The following is a 21,996-nucleotide window of genomic DNA, read 5'->3' as shown; positions in this document are numbered from 1 at the left end:
CTATTCGTCGGACACCAGCCGCAGCCAGGCGATGCTGCGCTCAAGCACACGCGGCGCGAGGGGCAGCGGGTCGAAAACCCGTTCCGGCGTTTCGGCATAATATTGATTCGCCGCAACGACCTGCTGCCACTCGGCGCGCGCCTCCTCCATCCGCCCGCTGCGCGCGAGCGCCATCGCCAGCATGGCGTGTTGCAGCGGCGGGCCTTTGGGCATCAGAAAATCCTCGGCGGCAGCGAGCGCCGCGTCCGCATCGTCTCGCCCGACCGCCGCGAAGAAAAATCCCGACTGCACCCAGGGCGGCGGGTTGTCTTGAAGCTCCATCGCCTTGCGCATCACCGCTTCGCCGTCGGCGTCGCCCATCATGATCTTGAACATGCCGACGCCCGACATGAATTCCGGGTTGTTGGGGTTGAGGTATATGACCCGGTCCGCAGCCGCGCGCGCCTGCCGTTCAAGGCCGAGATAGAGCGCGCTGCGCATCAGCGAATATTGCGCGCCCGGATCGTTGGGCTGAAGCTCGACGGAGCTCAGCGCCAGGACATGCGATTTCGTGAGCATATCGCGCCGTTCCTCACCTGTCAGCTTGAGCGCATCCTGCGCCAGGAACCACGACTGCGCGCCGCGCGCCATTGCCGATTTCGGATTTTCCGCCGCCCATTCCGATATGCATGCCCGCACCGGCGCCTCGCGTTCCGGCGGCATCATCCGCCAGTAGGAGCGAAGCGCGAGCCAGCATCCATAGGGCGTGTTGATATCGATGTTCCGCTGGTCGCCGTCGTTGTGAATGACACCGGCAGGCTGCGCGAGCCGCGCGGTGACCGTGGCGCCGACCTCGTCGACATCAAACGCCCTGCCCTCGATCGGCTCGCGCAATCCCGACCGCGACCAGACCACGCGTCCGTCTTCGAGGCCCGTGAGCAGGATGTTGATCCGTGTGCCGCCGGGAACGCGGCGCAGCGTGGTATCGATCCGGTAATTCGCCTTCGCTGTCGGCGACCGCACGACATCCATCGCGGTGAAGCGGTCGAGCCCCTCGCCGAGGCTGGTGGTAAGATCGACGGCGGCGTCCTGCTGCTGCCGATCCCCATCCAGACTGCGCGTCGGCGCAAGATAGACCGTCGGGAAGTTGCGCACGCGCCAGGCGTTCTCGTCTGTGCGCCACAGGAACAGCGCCGCCAGCACGATGGCCAGCGCCGCCGCGCCCAAAAGGCCGTAGCGCACGAACACCATCGTGTTCTTCTTTTCAGCCGCCACGGCGAGCGGCGGCGAGACATCATCGACGAACTCGACAGCATAACCCCCGCTCGGCACGCGAATTCGAACCCCGTCCACCGGCGCGCCCTGCGCATAATGAGCGTCGAGCAGTTTGCGCAGCCGCGCGACCTGCACGCGCGGATAGGAATCGGTCTGCGGATCGAAATCGGATTCGCGGCCGAGAGCTTCGACCGCAATGGCATAGGATTTCAGCGTATCGCCGCGCCCCGCGAGCGTTTCCGTTACAAGGAAACGCAGCAGGCGCCGCATCACGGGCGATCGCTGGAATGTGGGATCGGCTTCGATCGCATCGAGTTCCGCGCTGACCTTGCGCTGTAAGGCCTCCGGTGACTGGCTCGGGTCCTGCTGCATCGAAAGACCTCCCTCTCCGCGCGGCCTATCTTTCTACGAGGCCATTCACCGTATCATTACGAATGCGAAATGTCCTAACATTCTGTTAAAAGCGCATCTCTATGAATTCATGAGAAAGAAAAGAGTTCCTGTAACAGCGCGTGTTACTGTGACATGCGCCGCTTCCCCGTTCTCGATCTTGTATCACGAAACCCCGCTGCAAAGCCAAAACTATCGGCATCCGGCGTTCGGCAACCGGTTCTTACTCCCCGACGATTCGCATATCCGGTCTGCTTGATTGCAGAACGAAATGCCAACACGTTCGGCCGCGATCCAGTTCCTCTCGATGATCGCGGTCACACCCCGGCGGCGGCGACTGCGTCCTCCGAAGTCGCCGCCGCAAATTCGCAGGGCAGCGCCAACGGGGTGTCGGCAGCGAAAAGAATGCAGAGTCGTCAATTCGGTGCGGGAGTGCAGCAATGTTAGAAGGCAGCCAAAGCGATGCACGTGGACGCATGTCGACCCGCATGGCCGGCGCGATCACGATCGGCCGCAGGCGGAGCACGGTTGCCGTTCGCAACATTTCGACAGGCGGCGCCATGATCGAATTGCCCTCCCCGCCCGACGAAGGCACGCGCATTCGGTTCGAAACCGAAACCACCGGCAAGCGCGACGCCCGCGTGGTCTGGGTGATCGGCAATCGCTGCGGCCTCGTCTTCGAGCGGCCGGTTGAAAAGTCCTTGCCCCGGGAAGCTGCAACCGCCTGAAGGTTTAACCGGCCAGCGGCACGATTTCCAGAATGATGTCCCCTGCGGCAATGCTTCCTGCGGCAGGCTCCCAGAAACCGATCACCTCGCTCCCGCGAATGATCCGCACGGCAAGCCCCTGCCCGCACGACGAGAGCGGCCTTCCGATTTCATCGTCGCGCACCGCCCGTTCGATAAGCTGAACCCGTCCCGCCGCCGTCACCAGATCGCTGATATAATCGACGATGTGGCTGCCGCTCGCCGCGCGCGCGAGCAGGTGCCCGCCGAGCGTCACCGGATTGATGACCGTGTCCGCGCCCGCCTTCTTCACGAGTTCCTCATTGTCCGCAGACTTGATGATCGCACTGATCCGCGCGTTCGGATTGAGCTGGCGCGCGGTGAGCACCAGCAGCGCGCTCGTATCGTCGCGGCCGCCGCAGGCGATGAAACTCTCTGCCGTCTCGATGCGCGCAAGGGACTGGGTCTCGTTGCGCGTGGCATCGCCTTCCAGCCCCATGACCCCGACAGCAAGCGCGGCCTCGACGCGTGAAGGGGAGGCATCGATCACCACGATGCGCTGCGGATCGATGCCGTTCGCAACCAGCTCCTCCACGGCGGCGGTTCCGGTGGTGCCGTATCCGGCCACGATATAGTGCTGCGTCAGGCGCGCGCTGATGCTTTTCATGCGCCACTTCTCCCACATGTGCTGAACCAGGAACTGATAGGCCGTGCCGAGGAACAGCAGCCAGACGAACAGGCGGATCGGCGTCACCACCATCGCATCGAACATGCGCGCACGCGGAGTAACGGGAACGATATCTCCAAAGCCCGTGGTCGTTACCGTAACGGCGGTGAAATAGACCGCGTCGATGAAGCTGATTTCGTTCTTGGGATCGTTCGCATCGCGATACCCTTCGCGATCGAACCAGTGCCCTGCAAGCGCGACGCCGAGCAGCGCGAGCACGATGCCGATACGCACCGCAAGACTGCCGAGTGGGGAGAGCATCGGCGGCCGCCTGAGCCGCCCGCCGTCTTCGCGCGGGCGTGCAAGCAGACCCGGAAATGTCGGGCGCATCACGCGCCGCATCCGCTCCTCGATCCTCATATCGTGTCCATCGCGCCGGCGTAGATATCGCGGTAGCGTTCCACCATCACAGCCTCATCATATTCCGCAATTGCGCGCGCGCGGTTCGCCGCGCCGAGTTCGGCGCGCAGCAGCGGATCGCCGATCATGCGGGCGAGCAGCCGTCCGAGCGTCATGTCGTCGTCCGCGCGCGCGATCATCGGCCGGTTCCGCTCCGAAACGATTGCGCGCACATCGCCGACATCGGTGGCGACAGCCGGCAGGCCCGCCGCCATCGCTTCGACAAGGCTGAGCGGAAACTGTTCGCTGTCGGACGAGAGCGCAAAGATATCGAAATGCCCCACGCAGGTTTCCGGTCGCCCGAGAAAGCCCGGCATCAGCAGACGGTCCGCAACGCCTGCCTCTGTCGCGGCGGCAAGGATCGCCTCACGCTCCGGCCCCTCGCCGACGATAACGAGACGTGCGGGCACGCTGACGATACGGGTCGCCGCTGCGAAGGCGCGGACGAGGCGCGGCAGGTTCTTCACCTTGCGCAGCCCCGCGAGCGTGCCCACCACGACCTCGCCCTCGCGCCGCTCGAACCCCGGAATGCTTCCCGCAGGGGGAGGCTCGGAAAACAAGGCGCTGTCGATCCCGTTTGGAACGCGCACGACACGGCGGCGCGGCTGCTTCCACGGGCCGAGCGCGATCCGCTCCAGCACCTGCGAGGGCACGACAAGCGCCGCGGCAGACGGCAGCGCGAGCCGGCGGTAAAGAATGCGGGCCGGCTTTTGCCGCACGGCCTCGTCGTCGTTGAAACCGTCCTCGTGGTGGACCAGCGGCCGGTGCGCGAACAGCCGGTTCGCCATCACGCCGTCAAGCGCGCCCCAATTGTAGGTGAGCACGAGGTCGTAATGGCCGCGCGTGATCGCCGTCCCGATCGCTTTCAGCTTCGCGGGCGTCAGCCGTCCGGCCAGCGGAGGGAAATCCCGGAGCACACGGGCATCGACATGCGCCGCGATCTGGCGCGCCGCGCCCACAGCCTCGGGAACCGCGCTCACGATGTCGTGTACGAACCCGTCTCCAAGCGCGTTCATCAGGCGGACGGCGCGCGCTTCCTTGCCCCCGAGATCGAACGTCGAGTGCAGATGGAGCAGGCGGGTACGGCTGGGCGGCAGCGTTACGGACATGGATTCGGCTTATAGCAGTGTTGAAACACCGATAAAGGCGTGACAAAGCGCCAGAAATTAACGATCACGCGCCATTCATGGCGTGAACGCGAACAGGAAACGGGGCGGCATGGGCGGCTTTTATCTATGCCGACTGACGGAAGACGATGCCGACGAAGCGCGAATCGACGCCGCCCAGGCACAGTTTCGCCTGCATGGTTTCACGCAGTTTACGCCGATCCGCAGCGCCGCCCACATCGGCTTCCACGCCGCACCGATTCACGGCAGCCATATCTGCATCTGGCAGGATGGGGATGATTTCGTCGCGGTCGCGGGAACGCTGATCTATGGTGAAAAGTTCGGCGAGGCGGCGCTCCGCGCGCTGCTCGCGAATTTCCGTTTCCCGTTTGAAGACTGGTCGAGCGCGTCCGGCCAGTTCGCCGCGATCGTCCACAAAGCCGGGCGAACCTTCGCGTTCACGGATTTCTTCGGTGCGTTCCAGCTGTTTCACGACGCGGACTGGAATGTCGTCTCGACGAGCTTCCTGGCCGCCGCAAAAAGCCTGGACCGCGTCACTTTCGATCCGCAAGGCGTCTACGAATTCGCGTTCAACGTCTTCCCGACGGGCGATGATACCGTCGTCCATGAATTGAAGCGGCTGGGGCCCGATGCGCAGATCGAACTGGGAACGACGGCCTTGCGCACGGCGGTCTCGAAACCGCTGCCCGAAGGCATTTCCTCCACGCCGATAGAAAAGCGCATCGCAGTGCAGGCCGAACGACTGCGGGGATCGGCCCGGATTTATGCGGGCGCCTTCGGCGATCGGATGCAATGCCCGCTGTCCGGCGGGCTCGACAGCCGCCTCGCGCTCGCTTTGCTGCGTGATGCCGGGGTCAGCCCGCACGTCTATGTCTACGGCAGCCCCGGCGACGGCGACGTCGAGGTGGCGCGGCATATCGCGGACCATGAACATTTCCGTTTCGAGCCGTTCGAGAAGGCTTCGTTCGCCAGCATCACGCCCGACGACTTTCCGGCGATCGTTGCGCGCAATTTCCACGAGACCGACGCGCTCGTCACCGATGGCGGCCTGTTCGACAACGGCGGCAATGCCCACGCGCGCCACCAGCGGCAGGAAGGCGGCCAGCTTGCCGTCTCCGGGGGATGCGGCGAGGTGTTCCGCAACTTCTTCTACCTGCCCGATCGCGCGCTGACCGCCCGGCAGGTGATGGGCGCTTTCTTCGCGCGCTACACACTCAGCGACGTGACCGACGTGTTCGACCCGGAAGGTTTTATCGATCGACTGGAGGCAAAGGCTCTCAAGGCCATCGAAAAGCCCGGCGCAACAGGCAAGCTGCGCCGCACCCTGATCGAACAATTGTATCCGCGCATGCGCTGCCGTGCGTTCTTCGGCCGCGAGATCAGCGTAGTGGGGCGGCAGGGCGCCTATTTCATGCCGTTTTTCGACCACGAGGTGGTCGCCGGTGCGCTGCAGATGCCGATCGCGTTGAAAAACGCGGGCCGCTTCGAGGCCGCGCTGCTCACGCACATCGACCCTGTGCTGGCCGCATATCCTTCGGACTATGGCTACAGCTTCGACCGGCCGCCGACGCTCTCTCACCGCATGAACGAGCTTGGCACGCGCGTGCGTCCGCCGTGGCTCCGCCAGCGCAGCTATGCGGTTCGGCGGCGGCTCGGGCCGGTGCGCGACGAGCACGGCGGGCTGCTGACACCCGCGTTCCTCGGCCGTGTGCTTGATCTGCACTTCCCGCACATGCAGCAGTTCTTCAATATGAAAGCCGTCACCGACAGCGGCCTGTACCGGCGCATCGCCACGCTCGAATATCTCGCCCGGCATCTGGAACGCCAGATCGTTTGACACGAATCTTTTGACTCTCACTCAAAAGTCCCCATATCATCACCATTGGCTGTGGAGGGTTGGCGTTTTATGGCGACGCGCGTAACGGAAAGCCGTTCGCGGCGATACGATCCGGCGGAAACGCGTCAGCGCGTTCTGGAAGCGGCGAACCTGCTGTTCTCGACACAGGGCTTCGCCAAAACCGGCACCGCCGACATCGCCCGCGCCGCCGACGTTTCGGAAGGCTCGATCTTCTACCATTTCGGTTCGAAGCGCAGTCTCCTCGAAGAATTGGGCCGCATGTACGGCGAGCGCATGTGCGCCGCGATGGAAGCGGGCGATCGGCTGGAAGACCTCGAACCGGGCATCACCATCGCGCGCTGCTTCGCCTATTGCGCCACCCAGAAATCCTGGGAAAACATCGTCAACGCCAACTGCGCAGGCTCCGCCAGCCACGGCAAGATGGGCCTGAAATCCAACCCAGACGCCGAGCCCTTCTACCGCGCCTCGCACGAGGTCGTTTCAGCATGGGTGGAAAACCAGTACCGCGCGATGGCGAAGACGTTCGATCTCGCCGATCTCGATACGAAAATCGCCGCCGAACTGACCTATGCCGTGGTCGGCGCGGCGCTCGACATCGCCTTCGCGCCGGACGCCGACGAGGCGCTCAGGCAGCGCGTCGAAGCTGAAACCATCCGTTATGTACGCACCGCCTGCGGACTGCCGCACCAGCCGAAGGCATGACGGGACAGTACCGGCCGGACCCTGCCGTTCTCGAACTCGGCAGCGACTACTACGATCCGGTCGGCGCGGCGGATTTTCCGCAAACCGTCCTGCGCTTCCGCAATCAGCGCCACGCCGAAACCGTCGGTCTGGGCGATCTGTCCGATGAAGACTGGGTCCATCACTTCGGGCGCTTCGCTCCGCTCGCCGGCAATCTGGAGCAGCCGCTGGCCCTGCGCTACCATGGCCACCAGTTCCGTACCTACAACCCGGAGATCGGCGATGGGCGCGGGTTCCTGTTCGCACAGCTGCGCGACGGCCACGGGCGCCTGCTCGACCTTGGCACCAAGGGATCGGGCCAGACGCCCTACAGCCGGTTCGGCGACGGGCGGCTGACGCTGAAGGGCGGCATGCGCGAGGTTCTGGCGACCGAGATGCTCGAAGCGCTCGGCGTCTACACCTCGAAAAGTTTCTCCCTGATCGAGACCGGCGAGGCGTTGACGCGCGGCGACGAACCCTCCCCCACACGCTCTGCCGTCCTCGTCCGCCTCAGCCACAGCCACATCCGCTACGGCACCTTCCAGCGCCTCGCCTACCTCAAGCAGCTTGAAGCGATCCCGCCGCTCGTCGACTACTGCCTGCGCCATTTCGTCGGCGGCACGCACGACGACCCCTACGCCGCGCTCATGGATCATGCCGTGGCGGGCGCCGCCCGTCTCGCCGCGAGCTGGCGCGCAGCCGGCTTCGTGCACGGCGTGCTCAACACCGACAACATCAACATCACAGGTGAAAGCTTCGACTATGGCCCCTGGCGCTTCATACCCCGCTGGGACGACAGCTTCACCGCCGCCTACTTCGACAACTTCGGCCTCTACAGCTTCGGCCGTCAGGCCGAGGCGCTGCAATGGAACCTGCACCAGCTCGCAATGGCACTCCGCACCGTCACGCCCCCCGAAAGCCTGATCCCCGCGCTGAAGACCTTCCCCGAACGGTACGAAGCCGCGCTCGCCCAGCACTACCTGTGGCGGCTGGGCGTAACGCCCCGAGATGCGAAATCGGACGAAGCACTGGCCCTGACCATCGAGACGGCGCTCGCCGCCAGCGACATCGTCCCCGACCGCTTCTGGTTCGACTGGCGCGGCGGCAGACAGCGCATGGCGGACACCGTTTACGACTCGCATGCCTTCGCGCCGTTCCGCAACGCGGTCTCGGCCTACGAACCCGCCGACAACTGCACGCATCCCTACTGGTCCGACCCTGAGCCCTGCACGATGCTAATCGACGAGGTCGAGGCGTTCTGGAAGCCCATCGACGAGGCAGACGACTGGAGCGCCTTCAACACCAAGCTCGCCGCCATCCGCCGAATGGGCGCGGCTTACGCCAGCTCCAGAAGCTGAAAGAGCGCCCGCCGCGCTTCCCACGCTGTTTCCCACAGCGCCGGATTGCCGAGATCATCCGGTGCGATGCTTTCGGGCCAATGCCGCTCGATCAGCCGTTCGAGCGCATCCGCCTTTGCATCATCGAGCAGGAAGCGCGCGTCGATGGCCGCAAGCGCCGCTTCGCTCACCGCGACGCGTAGGCGCAGGCAAGCCGGCCCGCCGCCGTTTTTCATCGATTCGCGCACGTCGATGAAATGGTACGCGCGGATTGGGCCGTTGCCCGCGAGCATGGTATCCAGCCACGCCTTCACGCGCGCGTTCTCCTCACTCTCCTTCGGCAGGACGAGTGCCATTTCGCCTGACGCCAGCGTCACCAGCTGAGAGTTGAACAGGTACGAGCCGATCGCGTCCGCAAGGCTCACGGCGCTTGCCGGAACCTCTACGATCTCGAACTCGGGCAGGCGGCGGCGCAGCTCCGCATAGAGCGCCTCCTTGTCCTCGAACGCCTGCTCGTGTGCGAACATCACGCGCTCGTTTGCGACGGCAACGACATCGTTGTGGAATGCGCCCGCCTGAATCGCCGCATCCGCCTGCGGCCAGAAGATTGCGGCGTTCACCCCGTTCAGCCGCGCGACGGCATCCGAAGCGCGCCGGTCCTGCCGCGAGGGGAAGTGGCCCTGCCGCTCCTCGCCGTAGATGAACACCTCGACGCCCTTCTCACCGTGCGAGCGGCAGAGGCGCATGAAGTTCGCCGCGCCTTCGTCTCCGAACTTTGCGGGCACGGGGGCGTGGACAGCGAAGTGTCGCGTGTCCGCGAACGCGATCGCGAGCTGCCGGTATGTCTCCGCATGCTCGATGCTGCGATGCGCCATCGTGGAGAGGTTGGCGGCGGTGATGTGGACGCGCCCGTCCGCCGTATCCGGCGCGGGCGACACAGTGCCTGCGTTGGCCGTCCACATCGCGGAAGCCGACATGGCGTTGCGGAACAGCACCGGGTCCGCCGCGAACGCCGCCGCACAAACCTCCGCATCGCTGCCTGAAAAGCCGAGTGTGCGCAGCCACGCCGCGTTGGGGCGCTCGTGCGGCAGCAGGACTCCCTGCGGCAAGCCGAGCGACATCAGGAAACGCATCTTCCCGAGGCCTTGCAGCGCGGCGGCGCGCGGGCGCGAAGTGCCGCCGGCGTTCTTCGCACTGGCGATGTTGCCGAGGCTGAGCCCGGCATAGTTGTGCGTCGGGCCGATCAGCCCGTCGAAATTCACCTCGACCGTGCTCATTCCTCGTCGGCCCTTAGACCCGTCGTGATCACGCCGCGCACCCTGGTTTCCTCGAGGCTTGCCACCGGAAACGCACAGTAATCCGCTGCATAATAAGCGCTCGGCCGATGGTTGCCGCTCGCGCCGACGCCGCCGAAAGGTGCGTTCGATGCCGCGCCGTTCGTCGGCCGGTTCCAGGTGACGATGCCCGCGCGGGCGCCCGACCAGAAGCGGTCGTAAAGTGGCTGATCGCCGCCGATGAGTCCGGCTGAAAGTCCAAAGCGCGTGGCATTCGCCTCCATCATCGCGGCGGAGAAATCCGGTACGCGGATCAGCTGCAGCACGGGGCCGAACATCTCTTCGTCGGGGCGGTACATCACCTCCGTCACATCGATCAGTGCGGGCGTGAGGAATGGACGGTCGGGCGTGATCCGCGTCAGCGGGCGTACTGCGACCGCGCCTTCGGCCCTGAGCGCCGCGACCTGATCCAGAAGGCGATCGGCCGCGCGGTTGTCGACGACCGGGCCCATAAACGGCTGCGGCTCATCGAACGGGGCTCCGACGATGATCTTGTCGATGAGCGCCGTCAGGTGTTCAAGCAGCGCCTCGTGCTTCCCCTCCTCGACGATTAGGCGGCGCGCGCAGGTGCAGCGCTGACCGGCGGAGAGATAGGCGGACTGGACGATGAGCGCGGCCGCAGCGGGAAGGTCGGCCTCGCGCACGTCCCAAACGATAAGCGGGTTGTTGCCGCCCATTTCGAGCGCGAGGATCTTGTGGGGCGTCTCGGCGAACTGGCGGGCGAGCGCATGGCCTGTCGTCGCGCTGCCCGTGAAGAGCAGCCCGTCGATACCTTCGTGCCCGGCGAGCGCGCGGCCGACATCGCCGCCACCCTGCACGATCTCCAGCGCGCCTTCGGGAAGGCCCGCCTGTATCCAGCATTCACGCATCAGCGCCGCCGTGCCGGGGGTCAGCTCCGAAGGCTTCAACACCACGGCATTGCCCGCAAGCAGCGAAGGCACAATGTGCCCGTTCGGCAAATGCGCCGGGAAGTTGTAGGGGCCGAGCACCGCCAGAACGCCGTGCGGTCGGTGGCGAAGCTGCTGCGTGAAGCCCTCGCCGTCCTTCTTGCGGTTTCCCGTCCGCTCCTGATAGGCCGTGAGCGAGATGTCGACCTTGCCGATGACGCTCTGCACCTCGGTCTTCGTTTCCCACAGCGGCTTGCCGGTTTCCCGAGAGATCATCGCCGCGAGTGCGTCGCCGCGGTCGCGCACGATGTTCTGATACCTGCGCATCAGCTCGACGCGTTCCGAAAGGCGCACCGCTTCCCACCCCGGCTGCGCGGCGCGCGCCGAGACGATGGCGCGGTTCACATCCTCGAGGCCGGCAACAGGTCCGCGCCACACGGCTTCGCCTGTGGAGGGATCGGTCGAGACGAGTTCAGGCTGCGACATGGCTGATCGTTTCCCCGGCCTGAAGGCCGTGTAACCGGACTTCCTCTGCGGTCAGCGAAAGGCCTTGCGGCGTTTCGGTAGCGGCGCTTTGCCATACGCGGAAATCCTGTAGCAGGCCCTTGGCGAGGAGCGCGGTGGTCGCTCCGCCGTCGCTGAGTCCGGCGTCGGCAACGGCGAGGGTGCGGCACTGCTGGACGGTGCGGATGTTGTCGATGTAGCCGAAGACGGTGGGACCGCCGTCGAAGATATCCACGTAGCCTTCGTAGAAAAAACCCTCTTTTTCCAGTAGCTTGAGAGCGGGAACACCGCTGTCGTGCGGCTTTCCGATCACGGCGCGCGCCTCGTCGGAGAGGAGCGCCGTGTAGACCGGATAGCGCGGCATGAGGTCGGCGATGAACTGGTTGCCGTGGAGCGAATTGAAACGGTCGGCCTCCTGGAACGGCATTTCGAAGAACTTGCGGCCGAGCCCGTCCCAGAACGGCGAGCTGCCGTCCGGGTGGTGCCAGCCGCGCAGTTCGGCAACGACACGCGCGGGAAAACGCGCACGGTGGCGGGCCATGAAGAGATAGCGGCTGCGCGCGAGCATGCGCCCGAGCCCTTCGGTGCGAAGCTCGGGCAGCAGAAACAGACCCCCGACTTCGGCGGCGCCGTTGAAGTCGTTGGTGAGGTGCAGCACCTCCATCGTGATGTTGCGCCCCAGTTCCTTCGAGGTCTGGTTCACCGTCGCGATCTTGTAGGTGTAGAACGGCCACTCGCCGCCCAGACGCGAGAAAATCATCGCGCTGCCGCCGATGCGGCCGGTTTCAGCCTCCTCCATCAGCAGCATGTAAAGCTCGTCCTGCGGCAGTTCGCCTTCGCGCGCGAAGCTCTCGCAGCTCCAGCCGATGCGGCGCGCGAGCGCGTCCCGGTCCGGCGGCAGATTGGTGAAGCCGCCGCCCGTCTGCTCGGCCAGCACGAGCAGGGCATCGACATCGTCCGCGCGCGCGGGCCGAATGAACCAGACCATATATACTCCCCCGGCGCGGGCGCGCCTTTACACGTGTGGTCGTGTCATCGGGGACGATATCGTTCCGGCGATCGGCGCCGGCGCCGATCAGGCCCCGTGGCCGTCCCAGGCACCCTGCGCGAGACGCATCAGGATCAGTGCCGACAGCCGCGCCCTTTCAACAAGGGACGCGGTAAGCAGATACTCTTGATCCGAATGGATCGACCCACCTCGTACTCCAAGCGTATCGACGACCGCAAGCCCCGCAGCCGCGAGGTTGTTGCCGTCGCAGACGCCGCCGGTGTCGCGCCAGCCGATGTCGAGACCGAGATCGAGGCCGCAGGCGCGCACGAGCTCGAAGAGCTTCTGCTGGTGCGCGTCCATCGGCTTGGGCGGACGCGCGAAGCTGCCGGAAAGCTGGATGGAAACGTCGTGCGCGGCAGCGACGGCGCTGATCGCATCGGCGACGGCGTGCGCGGCGCGGTGCTGATCCTCGAAGGTGGAAGGCCGCATGTTCCAGCGCAGCACGGCGGTATCGGGTACGACGTTGTTCGGCCCGCCGCCGTCCAGCTTCGCGACGTTCACGGAGAGCGTCGGGCCCTTCATCGCATCGAGCCGGAGCGCGAGGTCGGCGGCGGCGATGATCGCGTTGCGCCCCTCTTCGGGATTGCGGCCCGCGTGCGCGGCCTTGCCGGCGACGGCGGCGGAGAAGTTGCCGCTGCCCTTGCGCGCGCCCGCAAGCGTGCCGTCCGGCAGCGAGGAGGGCTCGAAGGTGAGGCCGATCTGGCAGCGCCGCCCGGTTTCGGCGAGCAGCGCCGCCGAGCCGAGCGAGGACACTTCCTCGTCGCTGTTCAGGATGATTTCCCAGCCGAGCTGCCGGGCAAACGGCGACGCCTCGAAGCAGCGGAGCGCCCAGAGCATGACCGCGATGCCGCCCTTCATGTCCGCCACACCCGGCCCGTTCAGCACGCCGCCCGCCAGCCAGCGCAGCGCCTGGAACGGGTGCTCCACGGGAAACACCGTATCCATGTGGCCGGTGAGCAGGACGCGCTTGTTCGCCGGACGGTCCATCACGATGTGGAGGTTCTCGCCGTGCACAAGCGCATAGGTGCGCCCCGCCGCGTCCACCGCCTCGACCGGCGCGGGCGGCACGCGGCGAATCTCGCCGCCGAGCGGCGCGAAGGCTTCGTTCAGCACATCGGCGTAGTGCGCGAGGCCCGCGAGGTTGCGGCTGCCGGTGTTGATCGCCGCCCAGCTTTCGATCGCCGCGAGCATGGGCGCATGCGCATCATCGAGGAACGCGAGCGCGCGGTTTTCTTCGGGGGTGAGTTTGGCCATGGCGTTGCTTGTAAATCGGTCGCCCGCAAATTTCACCCGTCATGCTGCACTTGTTTCAGCATCCATAGGGCGCTGCCGCCCGACCGGTGGATGGACCCTGAAACGCGTTCAGGGTGACGATTGAGGGCGAGACGCCGCCGCGGGAACGGTACATGAACGCCGAAACACGTTCAGGGTGACGGGTTGCGGTGGTTTCAAACCGCATCGTCGAGCCGCCTGCCGGGCGAAATCTCGCGCGGGTCGGTTTTTATCGCGATGAGCGCAGGGGTGCCGCTTTCGCGGGCGCGGGTGAGTGCGGCGGGGAAGTCTTCGGTGCGGTCAACAGCTTCGCCGTAGCAGCCGAAACTGCGCGCATAGGCGGCGAAATCGGGGTTCACGAGCGCTGTGCCCGACTGCCGCCCCGGATAGTCGCGTGCCTGATGCATGCGGATGGTGCCGTACTGGGCATTGTCGACGACGATGAAGATGACGTTCGCGCCGTAGCGCGCGGCGGTGATGAGTTCGTTCCCCGACATCAGGAAATCGCCGTCGCCCGCGAGCACGACCACCTCGCGCTCCGGCTGGAGCAATTTCGCGGCGATCCCGGCGGGGACGCCGTAGCCCATCGCGCCCGAGGTCGGCGCAAGCTGCGTGCCGATGCGGCGGTGATGGTGGAAACGGTGCAGCCACCCGGCGAAGTTGCCCGCGCCGTTGCAATAGATGGTGTCGGCGCCGAGCACCGTATCCAGATGGCCGATCACGTCGGCCATGTTGACACCGTTCACAACGTTGGTCGGCTGCGTCCACGCCGCGTAATCTGCGCGCGCCGCGCGGGTCCAATCCGTCCAGCGCGAACCGTCGATCGCGAAGCCGAGTTCGCGCAGCGCCGCGCAGGCGAGCCGGATCGACGACTGGATCGCGAGCGCCGGGCGGCGGACGCGCGCCAAGGTGTCGGCATCGGGATGGATGTGGACGAGGCTCTGCGCCGGTGTCGGCACGGCAGGCAAAGTGTAGCCCTGGCTCGCCACCTCGCCGAGCCGCGTGCCGAGCGCGATGATGAGATCCGCAGACGCGGCCCGCTCGACGAGCTTCGGGTTGGAGCCGAGCCCGAGTTCGCCCGCGTAGCCGGGATGCGTGTTGTCGAAACGGTCCTTGCGGCGCCACGAGGTGACGACGGGAAGCCCGGCGCTTTCCGCGAAACTTTGCACCGCGGCGACATCGGCTGCCGTCCAGCCCGGCCCGCCGAGCCAGAGCAGCGGCCGCTCTGCGGCATCGAGCAGGTTGGCGAGCGCGGCGATGGCGGAGGCATCGGGCGAGGCCTGCGGCGGCGCGATCCGCGCGGCGACAGCCGCCTGCGCCGGCTGCGCCAGAATATCCTCCGGCAGCGCGATCACCACCGGACCCGGCCGCCCCGACAGGCTGAGCGCATAGGCCGAAGCGACGATTTCGTGCGCGCGGTCGGCACGGTCCAGCACGAACACGCCCTTGGCGAGCGCGCCGAACATGCGGCGGTAATCGACCTCCTGAAACGCCTCTCGGCCGATCATGTCGGTGCCGACATCGCCGACGAACAGCAGCATCGGCGTCGAATCCTGAAACGCGGTGTGCACACCGATCGAGGCGTGCGTGGCGCCCGGCCCGCGCGTCACCATCGCGACGCCCGGCCTGCCGTTCAGCTTGCCATAGGCCTCCGCCATGTTCGCGGCGGCGGCTTCGTGGCGGCAGGTGATGAGGGCCAGCCTGTCCCGCACGTCGTGCAGCGCATCGAGCACGGCGAGGTAGGATTCGCCCGGCACGCAGAAAACGTGGCTGGTGCCCTGAAGGACGAGAGTATCGGCGATGGTTGCGGCCACGCTCGGCATAAGGGATCGGTGCCCGCAAGGGGTAGCGAAGTCAAGCCGCGCGACACCTGCTTCCTCTCCTAGCTACCCATCCCCCGGCATTTCCGGCATTGAGCCCGGCATGACCGACCATATCCGCATCGAACGCGACGGGCGCGTGCTCGTTATCACCATGAACCGCCCCGAAAAGAAGAACGCGCTGACGCACGCCATGTACGCGGCGATGGCGGGCGCGATCGACGGCGCGCAAACCAATGACGACATCCGCGTGGTGCTGCTGACCGGCGCGGGCGAGGCGTTCACCGCGGGCAACGACCTTGCCGATTTCCAGGCGAACCCGCAGCGCGCGACGGAGGGGCCGGTCGGCGGCTTCCTGCAGTCGATCCTGAACGCCGAAAAGCCGCTGATGGCGGCGGTGGGCGGCGTCGCTGTCGGCGTCGGCACGACGATGCTGCTGCACTGCGACATCGTCGTGGTTTCAGAAAACGCCATGCTGCAGACGCCGTTCACGGACCTTGCGCTGGTGCCGGAGGCGGGATCGTCGCTGCTGTTGCCGCAGGTCGTGGGAACCGCGCTGGCGAGCGACATGCTGCTCACCGGGCGGCGGATTTCCGGCGAGGAGGCGGTTGCGATCGGCCTCGCCTCCCGCCTCGCGCCGCACGGAGAGCTTGAAGCCGAGGCGCGGCGCATCGCGCACGGCATCGCCGCGAAAGCGCCCGAAGCGGTTCGGCTGACCAAGAGCCTGCTGCGCGGGAACCGCGAGGCGGTCGGTGCGCGACTCGCCCATGAAAGCGCGCTTTTCACCAAGCAATTGCAGTCTCCGGAGTTCATGGAAGCGGCCATGGCCTTCATGCAGAAGCGCCCGCCGAACTTCGGCTGATCCGCGCCCGCCAAGCGGGGCTTGGCCGGGCCAAAGAAAGCCTTGCTTGGCCATCGCGCGCAGGAAGACCATCTAACTGTCCATGACCATGGGCAAACTCATTCTTGTCGGCGCCGGGCCGGGAGATCCCGACCTTTTGACGCTGCGCGCGGCGCGGGCGCTCGGCCTTGCCGACGTCATCGTGCATGACGGGCTTGTGGACGCCCGCGTGCTGGCGCTTGCGTCGAAGAATGTCCGCCGCATCAGCGTCGCCAAGCAGCGCGCGCGCCACACGATGCCGCAGGACGAGATCAATGCGCTGCTCGTCGCCGAAGCGAAGGCCGGACACACCGTCGTGCGCCTGAAGGGCGGCGATCCGTTCATCTTCGGGCGCGGCGGCGAAGAGGTGGAGGCCGCGCAGGCCGCCGGCGTGCCGGTGGAGGTCGTGCCCGGCATCTCCTCGCCGCTCGGCGCAGCGGCCGAAGCCTTGATGCCGCTGACGCACCGCGACCATGCCTCGATCGTCAGCTTCGTCGCGGGGCAGTGCAAGGGCCTTACCGAGCAGAACTGGGCGGGGCTTGCGGGCAAGGGCCGCACGCTCGTGATCTACATGGGTGTCGCCAGCGCCGCCGCCATCGCCGAAAAGCTGATCGCGGACGGCCTGACGCCCGATGTGCCGGTCGCGATTCTGGAGCGCGGCACCCTGCCCGGCGCCCGCGTGATCCGCAGCATCCTCGCCGACCTCGAAGGCACGGTGACGCGGCACGGCGTGAAGAGCCCGGCGCTGATCGTCGTGGGCGCTGTCGCCGCACTCGGCGCGGACATCGAGATCAAGGCATTGGAGAAACTGGCGTGAAACTGCTGACCGGAAACGACCTCAAGACCGGCGATGTCGTCTGGTGGACGGGCAGCGACTGGTCGCGCCATGTCGCCGAGGCCGCGGACGTGGACGGCCACGGCGAGGCGATCGCCGCCGAAGAAGAAGCCGCGCGCCGCGTGAACGCGCCCTATGTGATCGACGGCGAGCAAACGCCGCAAGGCCCCCGCCCCGGCCACATCAAGGACCGTATCCGCGCGCTCGGCCCCACAGTGCGCCTCGACCTCAACATCAAGCCCGCCGATCCCAAGGCGGGAAGCTGGGTGATCTGATGTACAAGTACGATGAATATGATCAGGCGATCGTCGATGCGCGGGTCGAGGAGTTCCGCGACCAGGTGCAGCGGCGCCTTGCGGGCGAGATCAGCGAGGACCAGTTCAAGCCGCTGCGGCTGATGAACGGCCTGTATCTGCAGCTCCACGCCTACATGCTGCGCATCGCCGTGCCCTACGGCACGATGGACAGCCGCCAGATGCGGATGCTCGCGCATATCGCGCGCAAGTACGATCGCGATTACGGCCATTTCACCACGCGCCAGAACATCCAGTACAACTGGATCAAGCTGGAAGACGCGCCCGACATTCTCGCCGACCTTGCGAGCGTCGAGATGCACGCCATTCAGACGAGCGGCAACTGCATCCGCAATACGACGTCGGACCAGTTCGCCGGCGCCGCCGCCGACGAGGTGACGGACCCGCGCCCGTGGGCGGAGCTGCTGCGCCAGTGGTCGACGTTCCACCCGGAATTCAGCTATCTGCCGCGCAAGTTCAAGATCGCGGTGATCGCGGCGGAGGAAGACCGCGCGGCGATGCGGCTGCACGACATCGGGCTGCAACTCTATCACAACGATGCGGGCGAACTCGGCTTCCGCGTGTTCGTGGGCGGCGGCATGGGCCGTACGCCGATGGTCGCGCCGGTGATCCGCGAGTTCCTGCCGACGGCTGATTTCCTCAGCTATCTGGAAGCGTGCCTGCGCGTCTACAACCGCTACGGGCGCCGCGACAACATCTACAAGGCGCGCATCAAGATCCTCGTCCACGAACTCGGCGCGGCGGAATACGCGCGGCAGGTGGAAGAGGAATGGGCGCATGTGAAAACGCTCGGCCTCGACCCGCCTCCCGGCGAATTCGAGCGCATCGCCGCGCAGTTCGCGCCGCCTGCGTTCGAAACGGGCATTGCAGATACCGTGGACCGCAGCGATCCCGATTTCGCGGTGTGGCTCGACCAGAACGTCAAGGCGCACAAGCAGCCGGGCTATGCGATCGTGAACATCAGCCTGAAGCCGGTCGGCGGCATTCCGGGCGATGCGTCTTCAGCGCAGATCGACCTGATGGCGGATTTGGCCGAAACCTACAGCTTCGACGAGCTTCGCGTCACGCACGCGCAGAACATCGTGCTGCCGCACGTGAAGAAGGCTGAGCTTTACGCGGTGTGGCAGAAGCTCGCGGCGGCCGATCTCGCGAGCGCGAACCTCGATCTCATCAGCGACATCATCGCCTGCCCCGGCCTCGATTATTGCAGCCTCGCGAACGCGCGCTCGATCCCGCTTGCGCAGAAGATCGCGAAGCGCTTCGAAAGCCTAGACCGCCAGCGCGATCTGGGCGAACTGAAGCTGAAGATTTCGGGCTGCATCAACGCCTGCGGGCATCATCACGCGGGGCACATCGGCATCCTCGGCGTCGACCGCAAGGGCACCGAGAATTACCAGCTGCTGCTCGGCGGATCGGGCGCGGAAGACGCGAGCCTCGGCCGCATCACCGGCCCCGGCTTCGACGAGGACGGTGTTGTCGATGCGATCGAACGCACGGTGGAGAAATACCGCACGCTGCGCACCGACGGCGAGCGCTTCCTCGACACCTATCGGCGCGTCGGCATGGACCCGTTCAAGGAGGCGATCTATGGATAATGCACTTCGCTTCCGCGACGACGCACCGCACGAGGAGCCGGCGGTGACGCTCGACGCCTTCATCGGCCAGACCAACGCCGGCGCCGTGCGACTGGAGTCCGACGAGGACGCGCGAAAGCTCATTCCCTATCTCGGTCAGCTGGCGCTCATCGAGGTCGCCTTCCCGAAGTTCCGCGACGGGCGCGGCTACTCCGCCGCGCGCATCCTGCGTGAGGCCGGGTACACGGGAGAACTGCGCGCGGCGGGCGATGTGCTCGTCGACCAGATCCCGTTCATGCGCCGCTGCGGCTTCGACAGCTTCGCGCCCGAGGCCGATATCGATGCCGACGCGCTCGGCCGCGCGCTCGCGCACTACGAGCATGTCTATCAGAAGGCCGCGGATGGCCGTTCGCCGGTCTGGGCGCTGCGTCATGGCTGATGCGGCCCGCAAGCTCGATACGATCGACGTGCGCCCTGCCTTCACGCAGGAAGACGCCGATGCGCTGAACGCGCGTTTCGCAGGCATCGAAACGCTCGAAATGCTGCGCGCGGTGTTCAAGGAAAACCTGCTCGGCAAAACCGCCGTCGTTTCCTCGTTCGGCACCGAAAGTGCCGTGCTGCTCGATCTCATCGCGCGCGTCGATCCGGACGTGCCGGTGGTGTTCGTCGACACGCTGAAGATGTTCCCGGAAACCGACCGCTACCGCACGCAACTGCTCGACCGGCTCGGCATGACGAACCGCGAGGTGGTGACGCCCGACGCCGCCGTGATCGAGGCGAAGGACGCGACCGGGCTGCGCTGGTCCTACGACCCGGACGGCTGCTGCGCGATCCGCAAGGTGGAGCCGCTCGCCCGCGCCAAGCAGGGCCTCGACAGCTGGATTTCCGGCCGCAAGGCCTTCCAGTCGCAGACCCGCGCCAACATCCCCCGGTTCGAGATCGAGGACGGGCGCCTGAAGATGAACCCGCTCGGCGACTGGGTGAAGGCAGACCTGGAGGCTTATTTCGCGGAGCGCGACCTGCCGCGCCACCCGCTGGAGGCCGAAGGCTATCTCTCGATCGGCTGCCAGCCCTGCACGAGCGTCGTGAAGCCGGGCGAAGACCCGCGCGCCGGACGCTGGCGCGGCTGGGACAAGACCGAGTGCGGCATCCACACTGACAACGTGAGTGAACTGCCGAGCTTCTGAGGCTTCCCACCTCCGTGCGAGCGTGGCATTCCTGCCGCCGATGGATCAGCTTCCCGTTTTCCTGAATCTGAAGGGCATGTCGGTGCTCCTCGTCGGCGACGGCGAGGCGGCGGAGGCAAAGCGGCGGCTGATCGAGGGCGCGGGCGGGTTCATCACCGATGATCCCGATGCGGCGCGCATCGCCTTCATTGCCGCAGATGCGAGCCCTGCCGACATAGCGGTGCTGCACGCACAGGGGCTGCTGGTGAACGTCGTCGACCGCCCCGATCTCTGCGATTTCACGGTGCCCGCGATCGTCGACCGCTCGCCTGTGATCGTCGCAGTGGGCACGGGCGGCGCGTCTGCAACACTCGCGAAGGCACTGCGCGAGCGGCTGGAAGCGCTGCTTCCCGCCACGCTCGGCGATCTTGCCCGCAGCATCCGCGCCGCGCGCGACCGCGTGACGGACGCGCGCCCGACATCCTCGGGGCGCCGCCGGTTCTGGGACCGGCTGCTCGCCCCCGGCGCGCCGCTCGATCCCTTGCAGGACGTTCCCGGCGCACCCGCGCGGATCGACGCTGCGCTCGCGCTCAGCGATGCCCCCGAAAGCGAACGTCACGAAATCGTCGTGGCGAGCGATGATCCCGACGACCTGACGCTCCGGCAACTCCGTCTGCTCTCCCGCGCGGACACCATCATCTGCGCGGACGTCGCTGCAGCGATCATCGACCGCAGTCGCCGCGACGCCGTGCGACTGCCCGATGAGTCCGGCGGCGTCCGCCCCGGGCTGACCGTGATCGTGCGGAGATCTTCATGATGGCGGAGGTAGCCGGCAGTTTCGCTTACACGATCCTGCCCGACGGCACCGCGACGCGCATCGATACGCCGCCGGATTTCGGCGAAACCCTGGACTGCGCGCTGCTCTGGCGCCACATCGACGGCAACGATACGGCGTGCCGCGCTGAACTTGTTTCAGCATCCATGCGGCAATGCCGCTGGACCGCCGTATGGACCCTGAAACAAGTTCAGGGTGACAGTGGGGGCGGGGAAAACCTGCTCGGGCCGACCCTCACGCTCAGGGTGACGGTTAGCGCACCGCGCCCAGCGCCTGCCGGGCGAGGGCCGCGATTTCGGCGATGGCGGCGGGGTTTACCGGCATGTCGGCCCGGCCCGGATCCGCGAGACTGTCGGCGATCTGCGCGATGCGCTGCAGCGGCGGTTCGAGGAGATCGGGGTTGATGCCCCCGGTGAGCACGGCCTTGCGGTCGGCAATCAGGCGTTCGACCTCGCTCTGCAGCACGCGGCGCTGCTCGCTTTCGAGTTCGAGCTGTTCCTCAAGCTCCGAAAGTTCGATCGCGCGGCGCGTTACCCGTTCATCGAGCTTTGCGTTCGCGAGTTTCAGATTGGCAGCCTGCTGGCGGCGCTGCAACTGCGCCTCGATGCGCGCGGCGAGCACGTCGAAATCGATGGGCTTCGAGACATAGTCGTCGGCGCCCGCTTCGAGCGAGGCCACCACGGTCTGCGCGTCGGCGCGCGCGGTCAGCATGATGACAGGCACCTCGCTGACGCGCGAATTGGTGCGCAGCTCGCGCAGAACGTCGATGCCGTTCATGTTGGGCATCATGTAATCGAGCAGCACCAGATCAGGCGGCGATTTTTCGATAAGCTGAAGCGCGACCTCCCCGCTTTCCGCGGAGACCACCGTATAGTTCAGGCGTTCAAGGCGCCTGCATACCACGGAACGATTCGCTTCCACGTCGTCAACGACGAGGATACGGCAGCTATCCCGGTCTCCTGAATTCACTGTCATCGATACGCCCAT

General features: G+C 66.3%; 21 protein-coding genes. 11 read left to right on the top strand and 10 right to left on the bottom strand.

The window, feature by feature from the left end; genetic code table 11:
• Window positions 1-1,626, bottom strand: a complete 1,626-nt coding sequence (locus tag GGQ98_RS08645; protein WP_184068087.1) for a hypothetical protein — start codon at window positions 1,624-1,626, stop codon at window positions 1-3.
• A gap of 494 nt (window positions 1,627-2,120) precedes the next feature.
• On the opposite strand from GGQ98_RS08645, the gene GGQ98_RS08640 reads away from it, so the two are divergent.
• Window positions 2,121-2,372 carry a PilZ domain-containing protein gene (locus GGQ98_RS08640; protein ID WP_184068084.1) on the top strand — a complete coding sequence of 84 codons (252 nt, stop codon included), beginning with the start codon at window positions 2,121-2,123 and terminating at the stop codon, window positions 2,370-2,372.
• Window positions 2,373-2,376: 4 nt separating this feature from the next.
• Here the strand turns inward: GGQ98_RS08640 and GGQ98_RS08635 are convergent, their stop codons facing one another.
• Both GGQ98_RS08635 and GGQ98_RS08630 read right to left on the bottom strand, forming a co-directional pair.
• On the bottom strand, window positions 2,377-3,426 hold the full coding sequence (locus GGQ98_RS08635) for a potassium channel family protein (RefSeq protein ID WP_184068081.1): 1,050 nt from the start codon (window positions 3,424-3,426) through the stop codon (window positions 2,377-2,379).
• 26 nt (window positions 3,427-3,452) lie between these two features.
• Window positions 3,453-4,604: a glycosyltransferase family 4 protein gene (locus tag GGQ98_RS08630; protein ID WP_184068078.1), complete on the bottom strand. Its 1,152-nt coding sequence runs from the start codon at window positions 4,602-4,604 to the stop codon at window positions 3,453-3,455.
• Window positions 4,605-4,713: 109 nt separating this feature from the next.
• Between GGQ98_RS08630 and GGQ98_RS08625 the strand changes: the two genes are divergently transcribed.
• The 3 genes from GGQ98_RS08625 to GGQ98_RS08615 all read left to right on the top strand — a co-directional run bounded on the left by GGQ98_RS08625 (window position 4,714) and on the right by GGQ98_RS08615 (window position 8,558).
• Window positions 4,714-6,459 (top strand): hypothetical protein, encoded by a 1,746-nt coding sequence (locus tag GGQ98_RS08625; protein ID WP_184068075.1) that lies wholly within the window; start codon window positions 4,714-4,716, stop codon window positions 6,457-6,459.
• 69 nt (window positions 6,460-6,528) lie between these two features.
• A complete protein-coding gene (locus tag GGQ98_RS08620; protein WP_184068073.1) occupies window positions 6,529-7,182 on the top strand; it encodes a TetR/AcrR family transcriptional regulator in 654 nt (217 codons plus the stop codon).
• Window positions 7,179-8,558, top strand: a complete 1,380-nt coding sequence (locus GGQ98_RS08615; protein ID WP_184068070.1) for a protein adenylyltransferase SelO family protein — start codon at window positions 7,179-7,181, stop codon at window positions 8,556-8,558. The genes GGQ98_RS08620 and GGQ98_RS08615 overlap by 4 nt, the downstream gene beginning before the upstream one ends.
• Here the strand turns inward: GGQ98_RS08615 and GGQ98_RS08610 are convergent.
• The 5 genes from GGQ98_RS08610 to GGQ98_RS08590 form a co-directional block, all read right to left on the bottom strand.
• Window positions 8,537-9,814 carry an N-succinylarginine dihydrolase gene (locus GGQ98_RS08610; protein ID WP_184068067.1) on the bottom strand — a complete coding sequence of 426 codons (1,278 nt, stop codon included), beginning with the start codon at window positions 9,812-9,814 and terminating at the stop codon, window positions 8,537-8,539. The two genes, GGQ98_RS08615 and GGQ98_RS08610, sit on opposite strands and share 22 nt — an antisense overlap.
• The gene (astD, locus tag GGQ98_RS08605; protein WP_184068064.1) at window positions 9,811-11,244 is read right to left on the bottom strand and encodes a succinylglutamate-semialdehyde dehydrogenase; all 1,434 of its coding nucleotides are present in this window, start codon (window positions 11,242-11,244) and stop codon (window positions 9,811-9,813) included. Before astD ends, GGQ98_RS08610 begins: the two co-directional genes overlap by 4 nt.
• Entirely contained in the window at window positions 11,231-12,250 is a 1,020-nt protein-coding gene (locus tag GGQ98_RS08600; protein WP_184068061.1) for an arginine N-succinyltransferase, read from the bottom strand. Before GGQ98_RS08600 ends, astD begins: the two co-directional genes overlap by 14 nt.
• 87 nt (window positions 12,251-12,337) lie before the next feature.
• Window positions 12,338-13,567 (bottom strand): hydrolase, encoded by a 1,230-nt coding sequence (locus GGQ98_RS08595; protein WP_184068058.1) that lies wholly within the window; start codon window positions 13,565-13,567, stop codon window positions 12,338-12,340.
• A 194-nt stretch (window positions 13,568-13,761) separates the two neighbouring features.
• Window positions 13,762-15,408 carry a thiamine pyrophosphate-dependent enzyme gene (locus GGQ98_RS08590; RefSeq protein ID WP_184068055.1) on the bottom strand — a complete coding sequence of 549 codons (1,647 nt, stop codon included), beginning with the start codon at window positions 15,406-15,408 and terminating at the stop codon, window positions 13,762-13,764.
• A gap of 100 nt (window positions 15,409-15,508) precedes the next feature.
• Between GGQ98_RS08590 and GGQ98_RS08585 the strand changes: the two genes are divergently transcribed.
• From GGQ98_RS08585 to GGQ98_RS08555, 7 genes are all read left to right on the top strand, one after another.
• Window positions 15,509-16,267 (top strand): enoyl-CoA hydratase, encoded by a 759-nt coding sequence (locus GGQ98_RS08585; protein WP_184068052.1) that lies wholly within the window; start codon window positions 15,509-15,511, stop codon window positions 16,265-16,267.
• Between the two features lie 82 nt (window positions 16,268-16,349).
• Window positions 16,350-17,102, top strand: a complete 753-nt coding sequence (gene cobA, locus GGQ98_RS08580) for a uroporphyrinogen-III C-methyltransferase (RefSeq protein WP_184068050.1) — start codon at window positions 16,350-16,352, stop codon at window positions 17,100-17,102.
• Window positions 17,099-17,395: a DUF2849 domain-containing protein gene (locus GGQ98_RS08575; protein ID WP_184068047.1), complete on the top strand. Its 297-nt coding sequence runs from the start codon at window positions 17,099-17,101 to the stop codon at window positions 17,393-17,395. Before cobA ends, GGQ98_RS08575 begins: the two co-directional genes overlap by 4 nt.
• Complete coding sequence (locus GGQ98_RS08570) at window positions 17,395-19,029, top strand: nitrite/sulfite reductase (protein ID WP_184068044.1); 1,635 nt, start codon at window positions 17,395-17,397, stop codon at window positions 19,027-19,029. The genes GGQ98_RS08575 and GGQ98_RS08570 overlap by 1 nt, the downstream gene beginning before the upstream one ends.
• Complete coding sequence (locus tag GGQ98_RS08565) at window positions 19,022-19,447, top strand: DUF934 domain-containing protein (protein ID WP_184068040.1); 426 nt, start codon at window positions 19,022-19,024, stop codon at window positions 19,445-19,447. Before GGQ98_RS08570 ends, GGQ98_RS08565 begins: the two co-directional genes overlap by 8 nt.
• The gene (locus tag GGQ98_RS08560) at window positions 19,440-20,195 is read left to right on the top strand and encodes a phosphoadenylyl-sulfate reductase (protein ID WP_184068037.1); all 756 of its coding nucleotides are present in this window, start codon (window positions 19,440-19,442) and stop codon (window positions 20,193-20,195) included. Before GGQ98_RS08565 ends, GGQ98_RS08560 begins: the two co-directional genes overlap by 8 nt.
• A gap of 40 nt (window positions 20,196-20,235) precedes the next feature.
• Window positions 20,236-20,991, top strand: a complete 756-nt coding sequence (locus GGQ98_RS08555) for a precorrin-2 dehydrogenase/sirohydrochlorin ferrochelatase family protein (protein WP_184068034.1) — start codon at window positions 20,236-20,238, stop codon at window positions 20,989-20,991.
• A 25-nt stretch (window positions 20,992-21,016) separates the two neighbouring features.
• On the opposite strand, the gene GGQ98_RS08550 is transcribed toward GGQ98_RS08555, so the two are convergent.
• Both GGQ98_RS08550 and GGQ98_RS08545 read right to left on the bottom strand, forming a co-directional pair.
• Window positions 21,017-21,157 carry a hypothetical protein gene (locus GGQ98_RS08550; RefSeq protein WP_184068031.1) on the bottom strand — a complete coding sequence of 47 codons (141 nt, stop codon included), beginning with the start codon at window positions 21,155-21,157 and terminating at the stop codon, window positions 21,017-21,019.
• Window positions 21,158-21,261: 104 nt separating this feature from the next.
• On the bottom strand, window positions 21,262-21,984 hold the full coding sequence (locus tag GGQ98_RS08545) for a response regulator transcription factor (protein WP_184068028.1): 723 nt from the start codon (window positions 21,982-21,984) through the stop codon (window positions 21,262-21,264).
• Window positions 21,985-21,996: the final 12 nt, after the last annotated feature.

The organism is Sphingosinicella soli (genome assembly GCF_014199685.1).
Taxonomy (GTDB): domain Bacteria; phylum Pseudomonadota; class Alphaproteobacteria; order Sphingomonadales; family Sphingomonadaceae; genus Sphingosinicella; species Sphingosinicella soli.
Note: the sequence above shows the minus strand (reverse complement) of the source record. Positions and strands in the feature narration are given on the sequence as shown.